The following is an 18,830-nucleotide window of genomic DNA, read 5'->3' as shown; positions in this document are numbered from 1 at the left end:
AATATGCAGAGACTCGAGCTAACTTGGATCGGTAAGGGCGAAGAGCCTGAGGTTGAGCCTCGCATCCTTATCCACGATCCATCGATGGACTACGGAGATCCTGATACTGGTAATATGCTCATCCACGGCGACAACCTGCTCGCGCTCAAGGCGCTTGAACAGGACTATGCCGGCAAAATGAAATGCATCTATATCGATCCGCCGTACAACACTGGAGCTGCGTTCGAATATTATGACGACAATCTAGAGCACTCGATTTGGCTTGATCTCATGAAGCCCCGACTTGAGATTCTCCGCAGTCTATTAGCCGATGATGGCCTCTTGTTCGTTCAAATAGATGATAACGAGCAGGCCTATTTGACGGTTCTGCTCGATGAGATATTCGGCAGAAAGAATCGACTCAACACTATAACCGTTAAAATGAGTGAGGCTTCTGGCGTGAAAATGGCACACGCCGACAAGCGCCTCCCAAAACTGAAAGAATACATCCTTGTCTATTATAAGGCGCAACCACCGTTAATTACTCCTGAAAAAGTGCCCTTGCAGGAATGGAACAACGAATACAAGCAGCTTCTCACTGGCATCTCCGATGACGAGATCGACGAGCTGCATAATATACTGCATTCCTCTGAAGGGGCAACGGAAGCGACGTTAAACAGATGCAATTCAATACTATCAAGAGGCAAGGTTGTATCGCTCGCAAAGCATTTCAAGGGATTGGGACTTCCGAAAGAAGAAGAGGAGTCTTGGAAGTTCGCGCATGCGAAGTACATTATCCAGGCGGTAGGCTCGACAAGTGTTTTTAAGATAGCAAAGAACACACATCTGCTAGACCAAGATGTTATGGCAGTCCCATCATCATCGGGCCTGATCTATCTCGTCAATACGCGTGTCGACATGAATGCAAAGCAGCCGCGCGTCCAAGTGATATTCGCATCGGATAATTTGTCTCAGAATCAGGGAGACCTCTGGTTGGATATAAAGACCACTGGTGGAGTCGGCCAAGAGGGCGGAGTCCTGTTTGCGAACAGCAAGAAACCAGAAAGGCTGATCAAGAAAGTAATCTCGCTTTGCACAAATGAGGGCGATTTTGTTCTCGACTCTTTTCTCGGCTCGGGAACAACCGCCGCTGTTGCGCAGAAGATGAACAGGAGATGGATTGGCATCGAGCTGGGGGGCCATGCATATACGCATTGCATACCGAGATTGAAAAAGGTCATCGATGGAAATGACGAAACGGGAATTACCGATTTGGTCAGCTGGCGTGGAGGTGGAGGATACCGCTTTTTCGAACTTGCTCCCAGCCTCATAGCAATCGATAGTCGCGGCAACCCTGTATTCTCCGAGCAATACAGCCCTGAGATGCTCGTTGCAGCCGTCACCAAGCTCAACGGCTTCCGCTACGCCCCGGATCCAGACGTGTTCTGGAAACAGGGTTACAGCCAGGACAAGAGCTACATCTACGTCACCACGCAATACCTGACCGCAGGAATGCTCGATGGGATCGCCTCCGATATGGATCCGCTGGAGAGCCTTCTCGTGTGCGCCCCGGCATTCGACCTCGATCTCAACAAGCGGTACGACAATATCACCGTTAAGAAGATCCCGCAGTCCGTCCTCGCCAAGTGCGAGTACGGCGTGGACAACTACAACCTGAACATCGTCGACCTGCCCGTCTGCGACGACGAGGAGCGGGAAGATGATTAAGGAACCCTATAGCAAGCGCTACTACAGCTATAGCTCAAAGTACATCAGCAACGTGCTCTCTCTACGCACCCCTCAGCACGAGAGTCTCGAGGTGTTCGCGCGGATCTGCGACATTCTGAGCCTCACAAAGAAGCCTGCAGACGCGGATTCCTCGTTCTATGACGAGGACCTGCGCAATGTACGCGAGCATTACCCCACGCTCACGTCCTTCGAGCGCGATTTCCCTTCCATATGCTTCGCCCTCGCCACAGGCATCGGCAAGACGAGGCTGATGGGCGCCTGCATCGCCTACTTACACTATGAGAAGGGAATCAGGAACTTCTTCGTCATGGCCCCCAACCTGACGATCTACCGCAAGCTCAAGGACGATCTCGGCAACCCTGCAAACCCAAAGTACGTGTTCCGCGGGCTCGACAAGTTCGTCAACCCTCCCCGAATCATCGACGGCGATAACTACGGAGACTTCAGACAGGGCGCCCTCGGCGTCAACGACGTCGTCATCAACGTCTTCAACATCGCCAAATTCAATTCCGAAAGCAAGGACGGCAAGAAGGGCGGTGCTCGAACAAAAAGGCTTAACGAGATACTCGGCCAGTCCTACTTCGAGTACCTCCAATCCCTTCCCGACCTCTGTATCTTCATGGACGAGAGCCACCATTATCATGCCGACAAGAGTTTCGAGGTCATCAACGACCTGCGTCCGATTCTCGGCGTGGAGCTGACCGCGACCCCTCAGATCCAAAAGGGCGCGAAGAAAATCGACTTCCGAAACGTCGTATACGAATATTCGCTGGCGCATGCCCTCAACGACGGGATGTACGTAAAGGTGCCCCTCGTTGCCACTCGAGAGAACTTCCGACCCGAGGACTACACCGAAGAGCAACTCGACCGCATCAAGCTCCTTGACGGTCTGCGCCTCCACGAGGACACAAAAAGCCGTCTCGAGGTTTACTCCCGCACCTTCGGCAAACCATTCGTCAAGCCATTTGTATTGGTGGTCGCAAAAGACACGGAGCACTCGAAGCACATCATGGAGTACGTTACGTCCAACGATTTCTTCGGGGGTTATTACCACGGCAAGGTCATAGAGGTTAACTCCACAAAGAAGGGCGCCGAGAAGGACGAGAACATTGAGCTTCTGCTCTCCCTCGAGCGACCGGACAACAAAGTTGAAATCGTCATCCACGTGAACATGCTCAAAGAGGGCTGGGACGTCACCAACCTCTACACCATCGTTCCGCTGCGCACCTCCGCCTCCGACACCCTCACTGAGCAGACGATTGGCCGCGGCCTTCGCCTGCCTTACGGCAGCCGCACGGGAGATGAGCATATCGACCGCCTCACCATTGTGAGCCACAACAAATACGCCGAGATCATCAAGCAGGCGAATGACCCAAACTCGCTCGTCCGCAAAGTCTACTTCATTGATCCCTCCCTTGGAGGCAATGTCCCCCAAGCGCAGACAACGGTCGAGATGCCCACGGTCTATGACACCGCCACCGGCGATGAGAGCTTTGTCGGCCATGTCGCCCTGGCGTTGAAAGACGCCGTCGGCGCAACCTCGCCCGAAGAGACGGAAACTGCCGAGAAGATGGAAGAAGTCGCTCGGTTCGTCGCCGCCCTCTCATCGAAAACGACAGAGGAGCTCAACAAGCAGGTCCGGACGTTCGATGCGATCAGCGATGAGCGAACCCTCGAGATAGCCACGACAAGCGTAGCCCACGAGACCATGCGCCAGTTCCCGGGACTCAGCCTCTCCGAGGAAAGACTAACATCCGTCGTTAAAACCACCATGAAAGCCTGCGTGCAGGCGCTCACCGACAGCATCATCCCAATCCCCCGGGCTGTTGTTCTGCCATTCGCCAAAGTGAAGCGCGGCTACCACCCGTTCCATTTGAACACGCGAAACATGAATTGGAGGCCGACGGGAGACAAACTCGTTGGCACCGAACTCATAGAAGGTGGCCGCACCGTAAGCTTGGACGTCAGCAGTGCTGCCGAGACGCACGTCGATACCCCGGAAAATGGAATCGTTCGCCACATCATCGTGCGCGACAACATCGAATACGGCGAGTGCGCCGACCTGCTGTACTCGCTCATCGGCGAGCTCAAGGAACACCTTCTCACCTACCTCAATGAAGACGATGCCGAGCAGGTGATGCGCGAACATCAGAAGGGCATCGCCGAGATGATCTACCTTCAAATGAATGAGCACTTCTACCGAGAGGAGACCGGGTACGAGACCGTCCAGATGCGTCCGTTCTCGAAGATAGAGAGCGGCTTTGGCAGCAAGATGGCAGCCGAAGACATTTTCGACCTGCACTCCAACGTGCCCGTTGGAGAGGTGCACTCAAAGGTTTTTGGAGGGTTCAAGAAGGCGTGCCACACCCTATACAAGTTCGACAGCAACACTGAGAGAACACTCGCTATAATCCTCGAAAATGATGGCGCTGTTCTACGATGGATGAGACCCTCGCCGAAGCAGTTCAATATCTACTATGACTCTGCCGCCACGAAACGGTATGAGCCCGACTTCATCGTTGAGACCGACAATCGCATTTACATGATCGAAACCAAAGCGGCGAAGGACGTCGACAATGAAGACGTTCGTGCCAAGGCAAAGGCTGCGCGAGAGTACTGCCGAGCCGTTACCGAATGGAACGCCGATCACAACGGTAAACCCTGGGAGTATGATGTGATTCCCCATGACAACGTACGGTTGAACTTCACTTTTGACGGGGTCGTTGCGGCGTCCATCGAGTACGACAGCAGTCAAATGCCCCTATAGAGAGCAGCAAGAAGTGAACGTGGACATCGACCGAGAGGGCGGACGCATCGAGGTCGTCTTGGGCTTGGACAAGCACGGCAATCCCAAGCACCGCACGTTCCTGTTCCCCAGCGCCTTTGACCAGGGATTGCTGGCGCTGTAAGGCAAAATGGTGCAATTGGGGTACGTCCCCAATTGCACCATTCCCACATTTGGCGCGTGTTCACGCTCGTCGGCGATAATGGGGGATTCGAACGCAGGGCAGCCGGACTCCTCTCACGGGCGACGCTCTGGTACGGAGCCGCCGCGACCGCGTGGCTCGCATGCGCCCTCCTGTGGATTCCACTTGCCGCCGCGGCCCCCTACTCGCTCATCGTTGCCCTGTCGCTCCTCATGGGAAGCCTTTGCCTGAGTGCCATCGCATTCGCGCTCGTCCACCTCACCATGCGTGCGACCGAGCTCAAAGACGATGCAGATCTGACGGTGTAGCCATGGGAATTCGGATTAACCTCGACGTGGAGCTCGCGAGGCACAAGATGAAGCTCGGCGAACTGTCCGAGCGCGTGGGTATCAGCACCACCAATCTCTCCATCCTCAAGACCGGTAAGGCCCGGGCCATCCGTTTCAGCACGCTCGAAGCCATATGCCGGGAGTTCAACTGCCAGCCAGGTGACATTCTGGAATACGTGCCGGAGCATGACGGGGATTTCCATTCCCGTGGCGCCGATGCGCGCTGATCTCGCGGCGCTCGTCGCAGGCGGGGCGGCTCTTGCGCTGCACGCCTCCGTGCCGAGCACCCTCGATGCGCCCCTCCTCATTGGACCGGTCGCAATCGCGTCATGCAGAAGCCTCGCCATATTCCTGGTGGCGCTCACATGCCCCACGCTGGTGCTCGCCTCGCGTTTGTATCGGAAGCACCGGCGAGACGACGCCGAACCGACATCCCGGGATCGGCGCCCGGGTCGCTTCACGCAACACACGGGTCATTTCGTACGGAGCCTCGACCACTCCGCGCGGTGCATGGACCGCTTCATACGCCCCCGAGGTCGTTTCGCACGAGACGCGAGCCGTGCCGCACGTTGCCCCGGCCATCTCATGCGACACCTGAGTCGCATCATGCTCACATGCGCCCTATGCGCATCCGTCTGGACGATATTCGCCGAAGGGCTTCTGCTATCTCTGAAAATTACCCACGTCCTCAATCCGCCAAGCCCGGCAGGCGACCGCGTTGTCGCCGTCCATTACAACTTTTTGCTCTATGGGGAAACGACCGCATACGTCGTGCCGGGCGGGGTGGGATTCGGTGAATACTACGCGGCATTCGGGTGCGATGACGGCGTCGACCCCGTCGCGCGAGATGACTACGCGCTGGCATGGCACGGAAACCAACCCGAGCTGCTGGTCACCGGCACTGCTGCCGATCCCGTGTGGCGCATAGACTAACCGGGTTTCGTCATCAGCTTCCGCCCTTGGCCGGGATTGCCTATGGGCAGGCCGGGATTGCCTATGGGCAGCATAGGCAATGTCAATCCGTAGGTCCGGCGCGCGGCGTTGTGCGGCTCTTACAGGTCCGGCACGTGGCGGGGTCCGGCTCCTGCGGGCGCGGCACGCGTCGAGGTCGGTGCCTGCTGACGCCACGTACCGCCGCGAACAAAAAAACGCCCCCGCAGGCAAAGCAACCTGCGGGGGCGCTGTGGGAGCATCGTACTCCGGATTACCCCGTGTTCTGCAGGCCGGCGGAGACGCCGGTCACGGTCTCCAGCACGAGGCTCATGTACTCGGCCTTGGCTTCCTCGGACAGCTCGTCCTGGTTGGCGCGGACCTCACGCAGCGCACGGACCTGCGCCAACGAAAGGGCATCCACAAACGGGTTGCGCACACGCACCGCCTGGCCGAGCACGCGGCGGTGCTCCAGCGGCCACGCGTCGCCCACAATGCGCAGCACCCACGAGCGCGTGAGCATCATCTCATCAAACACCTTCGCGGCAAGATCATCGCGGTCGCCCAGCGCCAGGTACATCTTAGCGATGCGGTTGTCGGTCTTGGCGATCGACATCTCGATGTTGTCGATGAACGTGCTGAACAGCGGCCACTCGCGGTATGCGCGCTGCAGCAACTCCAGATCGCCCAGCTCCTCGCACGCGGTACCCAGGCCGTACCACGCGGCCAGGTTGATGCGTGCCTGGCTCCACGAGAACACCCACGGGATGGTACGCAGGTCGTCAAGCGACTTGGCGCCCAGGCCACGCTTGGCCGGACGGCTGCCGATGGGCAGCAGGCCGACCTCGGTAAGCGGGGTGACGGTCGAGAACCACGGGGTGAAATCCTCGGCGTTAAGCAGGTCGAGGTAGCGCTTGTGGCTCGCACGGTTGAGCACAGAGGCCATGTCGGCATACCGCTCGGTGGTCTCGGTGTTGGTGCGCTCCACAGAGGGCGCAGAGTTAAGCAGGGTCGCCGCCGCGACGCTCTCCACATGGCGCTGTGCCAGCGTGGAATTGCCATAGCGCGCGAAGATGACCTCGCCCTGCTCCGTGACCTTGAAGAAGCAGTTCACCGAGCCGGCGGGCTGGGCCAGCACCGCGCGGTTGGCAGGACCACCGCCACGGCCCACGGCACCACCGCGGCCGTGCATGAGCACGAGGTCGATGTCGTTTTTCTCCGCCCACGCGGCGATGCGCTCCTGTGCGGAGTGCAGGGCGAGCGTGGCGGTGGTGGGGCCGGCGTCCTTGGAGGAATCGGAGTATCCAAGCATGACCTCCATGCGGCGACCGGTCTGCGCCAGGCGCGCCTGAACGGCGGGGAGCTTGAGCATCTCCTCGAGCACGTCCACGCAGCCCTCGAGATCCTCCAGCTGCTCGAACAGCGGGATCACGTCGAGCATCGGCACGTCCTCGGCATGCGCGAAGGCGAGCTGCGCGAGCTCGTAGACGTTGGCCACATGCTGGGCGCTCTTGGTGAACGAGATGATGTAGCGGCGCGCCATCTTGGTGCCATAGCGTTTCTGGATGGAGCCGATGGCGCGGAACGTGTCGAGCACCTCGCGCGTCATGGGGGCGAGCTCGCCGTGGATGCCGTGCTCGCGAATGTCGGCGAGCGCACGGGTGTGCACCACGGAGTGCTGACGGAATTCCATTTCCACCATGTGGAAGCCGAAGGTCTCGGTCTGCCAGATGAGGGTCTGGACCGGTCCGTATGCGGCGCGAACGGCGCCGGCCTCGGCGAGCGAACGCTGGACCACACGCAGGTCGGCGAGGAAATCGTCGCAGGTGCGGTACATCGTGTCGGCATTGCGGGCCACGGTGGCGTCCAGGCGCGCTGCCATCACGAGCATCACGGCACGATGGGGCTCGGAGTTGGAGATCTCGCTGGCACGCTCGGTAAGGACCTCGCTCATCTCCACCTGATGGCTCCACAGGTTGAGCAGCTCATCGGACGGCTTGGTGTATGCGGCCTCGAGCGTGAGGTTGCGGCCCACGCGGCGGCACTTGTCGGCGAGCTTGGCGATCATGTGCGTGGCGTACTTCGCGGCAACCTGACGGCTCACCTTGGCGGTGACGTTGGGGTTGCCGTCACGATCGGAGCCGATCCAGCTGCCAGGGTGGAAGAACGCCGGGCACACGGGCGGAACCGTGCCGGCATACTCGCCCAAAACCCAGTCGTCAAAACGGCGGTACACCACGGGGATGGTATCGAACAGCGTGCTGTCGAAGATGTCGATGATGGTGTCGGCTTCCTCGACGGGCGTGGGCTTCTTGAGGGCAATGGGGCTCGTGCGCACGAGCGCATCGATCTCCTGGAGCATGTGGCGCTCGTTCTCAACGAGGTCGGAGCCGCCCAGGCGCCCACGTTCCTCGAGCAGGCCGGCGATGCGGCGGATCTTACCCTCAACGGCCTTGCGGCGCGCCTCGGTAGGATGCGCGGTGAAAACCGGATGGAACTCCAGGCGAGAGAGCAGCTCGGTTGCTTTGGCTCCGCCCACCTCATCGGTGAGCTGATGGAACGCCACGGTGAGGGCGTTCGCCGGGTCGACGGCGTCCTCGGTGGAGACGCTGCGCTCACGCTCGCGCAGGATACCCACGCGATAGCTCTCCTCGGAGAGGTTCGCCAGGTGGAAAAACGCCGTGAAGGCGCGTACGATGACCTGAGCTTGGTCGATGGGCAGTGCGTCGATGAGGGAGACGGCGTCGCGGAAGGCGCGGGCGGAGGGCGTCTCCCCCGCGGGCATGCCCTGCTCGTCAACATCCTCGCCATCGGCCTCGGCACCGGGATCGCCGGCGTTCGCGCGAATGACGCTCACCATGAGCTCATCGAATACATCGAGCACTTGAGCGTCGTACTCGCGCAGGATGCGGCGCTCGAGGCGCAGGAACAGCGCCAGGTTGTCGCGGAGCTCGGCGGGGATGTCGATGTCGGACAGAACCTCGACCGCCGCCTCAAGGTCGGTCAGGTCGATACGACGGGTGCCCGACATGACATCAGCGATCATGTCGCCGGTGAGCGCTTCGCTCAGGCGCTGGCCAGCTTGCGTATTCTCTGCCACACTACCTCCTTCATTGCTTAGCACGAGGCGCATAAACCTCGCAGACCGCATTATTATAGGCAGGCTCTCCCGTATCTACCACATACTTTAGTGAAGTGGAGTACATCTCCTACGTTTCAACAAATTATCGGTAGACGGCTCGCGCACTTCGGCGGGCGGCATGAGCTTCTCGGCGGGCAGCGCAGCCGCCCCAAACGGAAAGGGCGGCGGGACACTTGTTCCCACCGCCCTGGGTTTCCATCGTCGAATGCGCTACAGAGCTGCAATGATTTCAGCGGCCCCAACGCGATCGATTAAACGTTCCTCATGCGTTGCCATGTTGCGCAGCTTGACCTTGCCCGCGGCGAGCTCGTCGCCGCCGATGATCACGATGTGGGACGCGCCCAACTTATCCGCCAGCTTGAACTGGGCCTTAAGCGACTTGCCCTGGTAGTCGCACTCGGTGCGGACGCCACGGGCGCGTAGATCGAGTGCCAACGCGAACACCTCGTCGCGAAGGTCGGCACCGGCATTCGCCACGAAGACGCAGCCCTCATCGTCGCATGCCATCTCCTTGCCGAACGCCTCAAGGGCGAGCATGGCGCGCTCAAAGCCCACGGCGAATCCGACACCCGGCGTGGGCTTACCGCCCTCAAGCTCGACCAACCCATCGTAACGGCCACCGCCGCCGATGGAGCCCACGCCCGCACCCGGCGCCTCGACCTCAAAAACCGTGCGGGTGTAGTAGTCCAGGCCGCGCACGAGGGTCGGATCCTCAACATACTCGATGCCCGCCGCGTCGAGATGGCGCTTGACCTGCTCGTAATGCTCGCGGCAATCGTCGCACAGGTTGTCGCCCATAAGCGGGGCACCCTTCATGACCTCGCGACAGTGCTCGTTTTTGCAGTCGAAGGCGCGCAGCGGGTTGATCTCGGCGCGCTCGCGGCACTCATCGCACATCTCGTCGGCATGGTCGAGGATGAACTGGCGCACGGTCTCGCGATACGCGGGACGACACGCCGGGTCGCCCATGGAGTTGATGAGCAGGCGGAGCTTGGAGAGGTCGAAGCCCAGGCGCTCGTAAAAGCGCATGAGCATGATGATGCACTCGGCATCGGCGGCGGCGTCGGGAGCGCCCAGCCACTCAATGCCCACCTGGTGGAACTGACGCAGGCGGCCCTTCTGCGGGCGCTCGCCGCGGAACATCGCCTCCGCGTACCACGCCTTGAACGGAGCGGAGCCCTGGGGAACCAGGTTGTTCTCCACCACGGCGCGCACCACGCCGGCCGTGCCCTCGGGACGAAGCGCCAGGCGCTGCTTGGCCTTGAGCTTGGCGTCGGTACCCTCGGTGAGGACGCGCTCGAAATTCGCGCCGGAGAAAACGCGGAACATCTCCTTGCGCACCACGTCGGTGGATTGGCCGATGCCGTGGACGAATACGTCGAGCTGCTCGATCGCCGGAGTCTCGATGGGCTCGAACCCAAACGGGCCGAACACCTCCGCCGCGACTTCCTGCATCTTGAGCCAAGAGCGCATCTCGCGCCCGATGAGGTCCTTGGTGCCTTCGGCCTTCTGTGCCTGCATATGGTGTCTCCTTCGCGTGCGCCCACGAGCGCCGATGCGCTCCCGGGTGGTGCCGGAATTGGTGAATTCAATCAAGACAGTATACCTGCAAACAAAAGGAACCGCCCGTAAAGAGCGGCTCCGAAATACCATAGGCGGACGAGCGAGGCGGACGTCCCCGCCCATCGTAACGGTACCCCACCATGCAACGAACCTTGGCGAAGCCAAGCGGAAGCGCGTACCATTGAGGCATACTCGATCGTCCGCAGGCCCCTGACTGTCAGGGCATATTCAAAATGGAGCCGACCATGCACCAATTCCGCAACGACTATTCCGAGGGCGCTTGCCCCGAGGTCCTCGAGGCGCTCATTCAAACCAATGCCGAGCAAACGCCCGGTTACGGCACCGACGAACATTGCGAGCGAGCCGCCGCGCTGCTGCGCGAGGTTTGCGGGCAGCCCGACGCCTACGTTCGCTTTATCCCCGGCGGCACCGCGGCGAATGCCGTCTGCATCTCCGCGTTCACCGACGACTTCGAGGGACCGATTCTCGCCGCCGACGCGCATCCCACCGCGCACGAGACTGGTGCCATCGAGGCCTGCGGCCGCCGCATCCTCGCCACAGCCGACGCCTTCGGCGTGCTCGCCCCCGCTGAGGTCGAGCGCGTGTACCACGCGTCCATCGCCGGCGGCTGCCATACCACGCGCCCCGCGATGCTCTACTTCTCCAACACCAGCGAGCTCGGGCACGTCTACACGCGCGCCGAGTTCGATTCGCTGTGCGATGTCGCCGAGAAGCTCGACCTCGCCGTGTACGTGGACGGTGCCCGCATGGCGAGCGCGCTGACCGCCGCGGACGGCGACCTCACGCTCGAGCATCTCGCTTCGCGCGCCGATGCCTTCACGCTCGGTGGTACCAAAGCGGGCATGCTGTTCGGCGAAGCCCTCGTAGTGAGCCCGCGCACCGCACGTGGGCGGCGCGCAATCGAGCGCATCCCCTACCTCACCAAACGCAGCGGGCACATGACCGCCAAGGGCCGCCTCATGGGCATCCAGTATGAGGCAGTGTTTGACCCCGAGCTCCGCGACGCCGAGGGGCTTCTCCCCTACTTTACCCACGCCAAACGCTCAAACGAATGCGCCGTCATGCTCGCCAATGGCCTCGAGGCCGCCGGTTACGAGCCATATGTGCGTACAACCGGCAACCAGCAGTTCTTCTGGTTCGATTCCGATACGGCCGTCCGCATCGTCGAAGCCAGCGGTGCCGAAGTCACGCCCGCCAAGGACCCCACGGGGCGCGACCGAGTCGTCCTGCGCTTTGTGACGAGCTGGGCCTGCCAGCCCGAGCACGTCGAGGAGCTTTTGGGGTTCATCTCCGCCCTCTAGCGCACCGATGGGCCACGGACCGGAACCATACACCGCTCATAGAAAAGCGCCCTGTGACGGGCGCCTTTCCTTTTATCGTTTGGGAAACCATTTCCGCAAGAAGCTGAAGTGCGTCTCGGACAGCACAATCGACAGGAAGATCAGCGCGAATCCGAAGATCAACTTGCCGGTGAGGACCTCGCCCGCCATGAGGACGGAGAAGAGCACACCCGAGGGGCTCTCGAGCGAAAGAAGTAGCGAGCCGGTCGCCGGCGGCACGTGCGAAAGCGCCTGATTCTGCAGGAGCAGGCCGATAGTGGTGCACACTACGGCGAGAAACACAAGCTGACCGATGATCTCGGGCGTCCACTGCTCGGCAGGAACGCGCGGCTCGACCGCGATGGTCGCGATAAGCGAGAACGTGCCCACGAATAGGAACATCCACGAGGTGAGGACGCTCACGTCGCGCGTGCGGCCGATGTGGCCCACCACCGCCATGTCCACAGCGAAAAAGACTGCACCCACCAACGTCATGAGGTCGCCTATCTGGATGCTGAAGTTGTCGAGTGCAACAAAGCCCACGCCCACTAGGCACAATAGCGCCGAACCGATATGCCACTTGGTGACGCGCTCGCGGAACAGCACAAGCGCGATGAAGGGCACCAGGATGCAGTACGTGCCGGTGAGGAAGGCGTTCTTGCCGGGTGTCGTGTCCACCAAGCCGAGGGTCTGCGCGGCATACGCCGACCAGATGACGCAGCCCATGAGCACGCCGAACCCCAGGTACTCGCGGTTGAAGTGCGCCTTAATACGCTTATGGAAGACAACGAACATGATGGCAGCCGACAGAAGGAAGCGGCACGCAAGCAGCATGAACGTAGGCACGGTGTCGAGCACCGTCTTCATGGTGAGAAACGAATAACCCCAAACCAAGGCCATGGCGACGAGCATGAACTTCCAGAACAGCGGTGACCGTGCGCCGGCGCCACGAAGTTTGCCGGGCGCTCGGTCCTCTGACGGTACGGGAACGGGATCCTTGCTCGCAAAGGGATCACCGAGCTCAGTGCCGGTGGTGGCTTTGCGGCCCCCGGCCAGCACAGACTTTGCGGCAACCTTGGTCTGCCCGGCCTCTTCGGCGGCATTTGCCTGTCCGACCTCGGTCCTGTCCAGTTCCTCCTTGATCATGGCCTTCAATTGAGCCCACGCCTCGCTTTCCCCCTCGTATCGCACACCGGACCTGCAGGCGCAGGAATACTTCCGGGTGCCCCCTTTGCATGCACGTTTCATGGCGCGTACGTCCCCTATGGTGCAGACGGTATTGATGTCATCCGCACACTCGCGATCGTCGCTGGCCATTCCGGCTTCCTCGCGCACCCGAGCGTGGTGTCCGCGCCACCCGGGCGCCGCTCGGCATCACTTGTTCATCGTGTCGGCCCCCCGACGCGAAAACCTTACCATAGGGCCAACATGCAGCCAACGCACCACGCTAAAGCGCATGCTCAGCAAAAGCAAAATGTCGCATGGCGTGCGCGCCGTGCTTGCAATGCCTCAGCCTCAAGCAAATACCCGGCCGATCATAGGCAATCCGGAGCACACTGGGCGCATCAACTACAACAGGCACCCCGGGCACCCCGGGCACACCAGGCGCACCGGGCGCACTGGTGCGCTAGACACGCTGCTGCGCTTCAACCTGCAGAAACGGTGTCACGGGCGGCTGGTCGGGGCGGTGCTCCCCCAGCATCTTCTCCATCCAGACCATGCTGTACCATCGACCGCCCTTGTAGCCGCACCGCTCAAATTCGCCCACCAATCGGTACCCCAAATGGGCGTGGAACTGCTCGCTGTTGCGGGTGAGGGTCTCGTCGTCGGCACCGCACGGCACCGCAATACACGCGTACATGTTCAGGATGCCCTGCGCCTTGAGGGCTCGCGCCAATGCGTCGTGCAACGCACGGCCAATACCGCGCCCTGAGTAGCCTTGCGCCACGTAAATGGAGGTCTCGACCGCCCAGTCGTACGCGGGCCTTCCTTTGAACGTGCTTGCGTAGGCATACCCCACCGGACGACCGTCCAGCTCCGCTACCAGATAGGGAAAGAACGCGAGGGTCGCGCGCATGCGCTCGGCGAACTCCTCCGCAGTCGGCGGCTCGTACTCAAACGTGATGGCCGTCTCCAGCACATAGGGCGCGTATATCGCCGCAAGCGCCGGAGCGTCCGCCTCGGTGGCCAATCGAATGACGAGCTGATCGCTCATGGTGTCTCCCATCTTTAAGCAGTCAACCCCTTCTCGAAGGGCTGCGTCAACACTGGACAGCGTCGAACAGCATCATAATGACATGCGCCCATCTCGCCCGAGGCTTAATGATCATTTTGCAAAAACCGAGTTTGCGCACTCCTACATCGAGCGCAGATGAGCTCACACAATCGCCCCGGGCAAGGGTCCTCGAACTCGCCATCTCACTATGGCATAATCGCTTACCACCAGCTCCGAATTATCGACTCAAGGTTTTCCGAATGTTTCGTTATTGATGTTCCGAATTATCCGTTCGTGATTTTCCGAATCTTGAAACGAATATCACGGGCTCGGGAGCTGCTTGCCCATCGGCATTCTCTTCGCGCGCAGGCCTCTTGTTGTGCGGGGTCACGCTTCCACACCAAAGAACTCTCGGGTCGCGGCGATGAATTCGACGAGGTGCGGCGCAATCCCCTCATCGAGGTCGTCTCGCCCGCGCAGATGGCCATGGTCAACTTCCGGTACAGCCCCGAGGGCATGGATGAGACCGCGAGGGACGCCCTCAACGCGCGCATCTGCGCCCCGCACCCGGAGGCGACCGAGCACGACATGTGGGAGACGGTGCGCCGCCTCACCGCGATCTGCCGCGAGGAGATCGAGGCGGGCGGCACGTCGAGTTAGCTCAGCGCCTGGCGCAGGAGCTCGTTGAAGAGCTTGGGGTTGCCCGTGCCGCGACTGGCCTTCATGCACTGGCCCACCAAGAAGCCGATGACCTTCTGGTTGCCGTCGCGGTACTGCTGCGCCTGGTCGGAGCAGGCGGCGAGGACCTCGTCCACGATCGGCTGGAGCGCCGACGTGTCGCTCACCTGGCGCATGCCGCGCTCGTCCACGATCTTGGCCGGGTCGTCGCCGCTTTCGGCCATCGCCTCGAAGACCTCGTGAGCTTGGTTGCTCGAGATCGCGTCCTCGGCGAGCAGCTTCGCCAGGGACGCCACCTGCGCGGGCGCGATACCGCTGGCGGCGAGCGCCACACCGACGCCCTTGAGGTAGGCAGCCAGCTCGTTCACGACGAGGTTGGCGACCGTCTGCGCCGCCTTGCCGGAAAGACCCGCCGCTGCCGCCTCGAAGAATTCGGCCGTCTCCGGGTCGCCCGCCAGCTGTTCGGCGTCGGCGCGCTTGATGCCAAAGTCCGCCTCGAAGCGATCGCGCTTGGCGTCGGGCAGCTCGGGCAGCTCGGCGCGGCAATGCTCGATGAACTCGTCAGAAAGGTCGAACGGCGCCAGATCCGGGTCGGGGAACAGGCGGTAGTCGTCGGCCGTCTCCTTCACGCGCATCACCACGGTGCGCTTGCGACTGGGCTCCCAGTGGCGCGTCTCCTGGTAGATGGTGCCGCCCTCTTCCAAGACCTCGGCTTGGCGGCAGATCTCGTATGCAAGGCCGTCGTGCAGCGCCTTGAAGGAGTTGAGGTTCTTGAGCTCGGTCTTGGTGCCCAGGCCCGTCTCGCCGCGACGGCGGATGGAGACGTTGCCGTCGCAGCGCATGGAGCCCTTCTCCATCGAGCAATCGGAAATGCCGATGGTGAGGAAGATGCGGCGGAGCTTCTCCATGAACAGGCGTGCCTCTTCGGGAGTGCGCAGGTCGGGCTCGGTCACGAGCTCGATGAGGGGCGTACCGCAGCGGTTGTAGTCGATGAGGCTCTCTGCCGCGCCGCCAATGCGACCCTCCTCGCCGCCCACATGGACCATCTTGGCGGCGTCCTCCTCCATGTGGATGCGCAGGATGCGGATGGGCACGGTATAGGAGCCGTCCTCATGGCGCTCAGCCACCGCGAGATCGGCCGTGTCGTAGGCGGCCATGCCGGCGAGCGCGCCCCCCGCCCGCTCGGGAAGCCCCTCGGCCATCTGGCGCGACAGCCCCTCGGCGTTCGCGCTGGCACTCGCCAGGCTCGCGGCCTCTCCATCGCCGAACGCACACAAGGGGCGCTCCGCGGCCCCGCGACCCGTCACCTCGAGATTCAGCTTGCCGTGCATGCAAAACGCGACCGGGCCCTGCGTGGTCTGGAAGTTCTTGGCCATGTCGGGATAGAAATAGTGCTTGCGATAGAACATCGAGTGCTTTTGGATCTCGCAGTTGGTGGCGAGACCCGCCTTGACGATGCTCTCGATGGCCCGGCGGTTGGGCACCGGCAAAGCACCCGGCATGCCCAGACACACCGGGCATACGTTGGTGTTGGGCGCGTCGTCGTGGCTGAGCTTGCAGCCGCAGAACATTTTGGTGTCGAGCGCGGTCAGCTCGGTATGGATCTCCAGACCGATGACGGCCTCCCAGTCCTTAAGGACCTCGGTTAGCTCCCTCATGCGAGCTCGCCTCCCTTCCCGGCGAAATCAGGTGCCACAACGCACCCCGGCACACCGGCGGCCTGTGCGTGGCCGCGCTCCACGGCGCGCGCGAACGTGAGCAGACGGCGGTCGTCGAATGCGCGACCCACCAACTGCACGGCAACCGGCAAGCCTGAATCCGCGCCCACACCGCACGGCACGGTGATGCCGCCGTTGCCCGCGATGTTGATGGAGATGGTGAACATGTCCGAGAGGTACATCTGCGTGGGGTCCGACAGCTCGCCGAACTTGAACGCCGTGGTGGGGCTCGCCGGCATGAGGATCACGTCCACCTGCTCGTAGGCGCGCGCGTAGTCCTCGGTGATGAGCGAGCGGGCCTTTTGCGCCGCGTAGTAATACTTGTCATACACGCCGGACGACAGCAAATAGGCACCGAGCATCTGACGGCGCTTGGCCTCCGCGCCAAAACCATGGGCACGGCTCTTGGAGCTCTGCTCGGCCAAATTGGTGCAACCGGCCTCCTGATAACCGTAACGAACGCCGTCAAAACGAGCGAGGTTGGAGAACGCCTCGGCGGGACCGATCACGTAATACGCGGCGATGGCGGCATCGAGGTGTGGCAGGTCGACCTCGACCAGCTTGGCACCTTGGGCCTCGAGCGTACGCAAAGCGCCCTCAACGGCGGCCTTGACCTCGGGGGCCAGCCCTTCTGCTTCCATGAACGCCGGGATAACGCCCACGCGCAGGCCGGCGATGTCGTCATCGATGTGCGCGGCGAACCCGCCCTCGGCCTCCTGGCTCGTACCGTCGAACGGGTCGCGCCCGCCCGCCGTGAGCGCGTCGAGCGCGAGCGCGACGTCCTCGACCGTACGGCCGAACGGACCCACCTGGTCGAGCGAGGATCCAAAGGCCACCACGCCGTAACGCGACACCACGCCGTACGTGGGCTTCATGCCAACCACGCCGCACAGGGCGGCGGGCTGGCGAATCGATCCGCCGGTATCGGAGCCCAAGGCGAGCGCGGTCATGCCCGCAGCGACCGCAGCGGCAGAACCACCGGAGGATCCGCCGGGGACGCGCTCGAGGTCCCACGGGTTATTCGTACGATGGAAGGCGGAGGACTCCGTTGAGGAACCGAACGCGAACTCATCCATATTCGCCTTGCCCACAGGCAGGCAACCCGCATCGAGCATGCGGCGCACGCACGTCGCGGTGTACGGGGACTCGTAATTCTCGAGCATGCGCGACGCGCAGGTGGTGCGCGTGCCTGCCAGATTCATGTTGTCTTTGATTGCCAGCGGCACGCCGGCGAGCGGCGGCAGAGACTCGCCGGCCGCACGTGCGACGTCGATGCGAGCGGCCGCCTCGAGGGCGAGCTCGGGAGTCACCTGCAAAAAGGCCTGGACATCGGCCTCACGCGTTTCGATTGCGGAGAGGGCGGCGCGAGCGACTTCCGTTGCCGTGAACTTGCCTGCGGCGACACCGGCGGCAATCTGAGCGGCGGTGAGTGTATCGAGCGAAATACCCATTATCGATCGCCCCCGCCCAAAATCGAGGGAACGCGGAACTGCCCATCGCGCGCGGCGCCGGCGTTCGCCAGGGCGTCCTCGGTCGCAAGTGCGCGATCCGCGTCCACGGCGTCGGAACGCATCACGTTCGACAAATCGCCGATGGGATGGAACGTAGGCTCCACATCCTCGGCGGCGTATTGGAGAATCGGCTCGAGCATCTCGACCGCGTCGTTGAGGTACGCGGTCATCTCCGTGAGCTCCGACTCATCGAGCGCGATGGTCGCGTATTCCGCGATCCCGCGCACGTCATCCTCAGTGAGTGCCATGTGGCGCCCCTTTCGATGGTGAACATGCAATTGTTCCATTATAGACACGGCGGGGCACTCCACCTTTATGGAGTGCCCCATATACACGAGATTGAAACGGCGTTCGCCGCATGCGCCGCGTGAGCTAGAACGTGAACACCTCGCGGAGCGCGGCGGCGCAAGCCTCCTCGTCTGGCCCCTCAACACGCACCGCAAGCTCGTCACCACGGCGGGCGCACAACCCCATCAGCCCCATGAGGTCGCGCGCAGAGGTCGACGCGCCCCGACATGTCACGGTCACGGAGCTCTCCCATGGGTGAACGGCGGACGCCACAAGCGCCACAGGCCGGGCATGCAACCCCTCGGCATCGGAGATGACGTGCGAAAACTCGATCATGGCACCTGCTCTCTTCCATGCCGGCGGCCGGGCGGACGACGGAGCGAACAACAAAAGCGCCGGGCGGCATTGAACTGCCTCCCATTTCTTGGACTGGAAAATAAAGTCCTCGAGATGGGAGGTTT

General features: G+C 61.9%; 16 protein-coding genes. 8 read left to right on the top strand and 8 right to left on the bottom strand.

Annotated elements, in window-relative coordinates:
• Positions 1-3 precede the first annotated feature (3 nt).
• From Q5Q88_RS01330 to Q5Q88_RS01305, 6 genes are all read left to right on the top strand, one after another.
• The gene (locus tag Q5Q88_RS01330) at positions 4-1,707 is read left to right on the top strand and encodes a site-specific DNA-methyltransferase (RefSeq protein ID WP_294159226.1); all 1,704 of its coding nucleotides are present in this window, start codon (positions 4-6) and stop codon (positions 1,705-1,707) included.
• Positions 1,700-4,495 carry a DEAD/DEAH box helicase family protein gene (locus Q5Q88_RS01325; protein WP_302741323.1) on the top strand — a complete coding sequence of 932 codons (2,796 nt, stop codon included), beginning with the start codon at positions 1,700-1,702 and terminating at the stop codon, positions 4,493-4,495. Before Q5Q88_RS01330 ends, Q5Q88_RS01325 begins: the two co-directional genes overlap by 8 nt.
• Positions 4,496-4,514: 19 nt before the next feature.
• Positions 4,515-4,637, top strand: a complete 123-nt coding sequence (locus Q5Q88_RS01320) for a hypothetical protein (protein ID WP_294159223.1) — start codon at positions 4,515-4,517, stop codon at positions 4,635-4,637.
• A 32-nt stretch (positions 4,638-4,669) separates the two neighbouring features.
• Entirely contained in the window at positions 4,670-4,963 is a 294-nt protein-coding gene (locus Q5Q88_RS01315) for a DUF2975 domain-containing protein (protein ID WP_302741321.1), read from the top strand.
• Between the two features lie 2 nt (positions 4,964-4,965).
• Positions 4,966-5,211 (top strand): helix-turn-helix transcriptional regulator, encoded by a 246-nt coding sequence (locus Q5Q88_RS01310; protein WP_294159219.1) that lies wholly within the window; start codon positions 4,966-4,968, stop codon positions 5,209-5,211.
• A 556-nt stretch (positions 5,212-5,767) separates the two neighbouring features.
• Positions 5,768-5,917, top strand: coding sequence for a hypothetical protein (locus Q5Q88_RS01305; RefSeq protein WP_158574811.1), 150 nt, complete (start codon positions 5,768-5,770; stop codon positions 5,915-5,917).
• 271 nt (positions 5,918-6,188) lie between these two features.
• On the opposite strand, the gene Q5Q88_RS01300 is transcribed toward Q5Q88_RS01305, so the two are convergent.
• Both Q5Q88_RS01300 and hisS read right to left on the bottom strand, forming a co-directional pair.
• The gene (locus Q5Q88_RS01300) at positions 6,189-8,945 is read right to left on the bottom strand and encodes a phosphoenolpyruvate carboxylase (RefSeq protein ID WP_302741509.1); all 2,757 of its coding nucleotides are present in this window, start codon (positions 8,943-8,945) and stop codon (positions 6,189-6,191) included.
• A 321-nt stretch (positions 8,946-9,266) separates the two neighbouring features.
• Positions 9,267-10,577, bottom strand: a complete 1,311-nt coding sequence (gene hisS / locus Q5Q88_RS01295; RefSeq protein ID WP_118653499.1) for a histidine--tRNA ligase — start codon at positions 10,575-10,577, stop codon at positions 9,267-9,269.
• A gap of 287 nt (positions 10,578-10,864) precedes the next feature.
• On the opposite strand from hisS, the gene Q5Q88_RS01290 reads away from it, so the two are divergent.
• Complete coding sequence (locus tag Q5Q88_RS01290; RefSeq protein WP_302741319.1) at positions 10,865-11,941, top strand: low specificity L-threonine aldolase; 1,077 nt, start codon at positions 10,865-10,867, stop codon at positions 11,939-11,941.
• Between the two features lie 72 nt (positions 11,942-12,013).
• Here Q5Q88_RS01290 and Q5Q88_RS01285 read toward each other — a convergent pair whose 3' ends face one another.
• A complete protein-coding gene (locus Q5Q88_RS01285; RefSeq protein ID WP_302741317.1) occupies positions 12,014-13,276 on the bottom strand; it encodes a DMT family transporter in 1,263 nt (420 codons plus the stop codon).
• A gap of 310 nt (positions 13,277-13,586) precedes the next feature.
• Complete coding sequence (locus tag Q5Q88_RS01280; RefSeq protein WP_302741315.1) at positions 13,587-14,174, bottom strand: GNAT family N-acetyltransferase; 588 nt, start codon at positions 14,172-14,174, stop codon at positions 13,587-13,589.
• A 438-nt stretch (positions 14,175-14,612) separates the two neighbouring features.
• Between Q5Q88_RS01280 and Q5Q88_RS01275 the strand changes: the two genes are divergently transcribed.
• Positions 14,613-14,834 (top strand): hypothetical protein, encoded by a 222-nt coding sequence (locus tag Q5Q88_RS01275; RefSeq protein ID WP_118653495.1) that lies wholly within the window; start codon positions 14,613-14,615, stop codon positions 14,832-14,834.
• Here the strand turns inward: Q5Q88_RS01275 and gatB are convergent.
• The 4 genes from gatB to Q5Q88_RS01255 all read right to left on the bottom strand — a co-directional run.
• The gene (gene gatB / locus Q5Q88_RS01270) at positions 14,831-16,510 is read right to left on the bottom strand and encodes an Asp-tRNA(Asn)/Glu-tRNA(Gln) amidotransferase subunit GatB (protein ID WP_118653494.1); all 1,680 of its coding nucleotides are present in this window, start codon (positions 16,508-16,510) and stop codon (positions 14,831-14,833) included. The two genes, Q5Q88_RS01275 and gatB, sit on opposite strands and share 4 nt — an antisense overlap.
• The gene (gene gatA, locus Q5Q88_RS01265) at positions 16,507-18,021 is read right to left on the bottom strand and encodes an Asp-tRNA(Asn)/Glu-tRNA(Gln) amidotransferase subunit GatA (protein WP_294123452.1); all 1,515 of its coding nucleotides are present in this window, start codon (positions 18,019-18,021) and stop codon (positions 16,507-16,509) included. The genes gatB and gatA overlap by 4 nt, the downstream gene beginning before the upstream one ends.
• The gene (gatC, locus tag Q5Q88_RS01260; protein WP_118653492.1) at positions 18,021-18,329 is read right to left on the bottom strand and encodes an Asp-tRNA(Asn)/Glu-tRNA(Gln) amidotransferase subunit GatC; all 309 of its coding nucleotides are present in this window, start codon (positions 18,327-18,329) and stop codon (positions 18,021-18,023) included. The genes gatA and gatC overlap by 1 nt, the downstream gene beginning before the upstream one ends.
• Before the next feature lie 124 nt (positions 18,330-18,453).
• Positions 18,454-18,830, bottom strand: a 377-nt coding sequence (locus Q5Q88_RS01255) for an HPr family phosphocarrier protein (protein ID WP_302741309.1), incomplete at its 5' end; no start/stop codon positions are given.

Origin of the sequence: uncultured Collinsella sp. (assembly GCF_959026545.1) — a bacterium.
In the GTDB taxonomy this organism is placed as follows: domain Bacteria; phylum Actinomycetota; class Coriobacteriia; order Coriobacteriales; family Coriobacteriaceae; genus Collinsella.
Note: the sequence above shows the minus strand (reverse complement) of the source record. Positions and strands in the feature narration are given on the sequence as shown.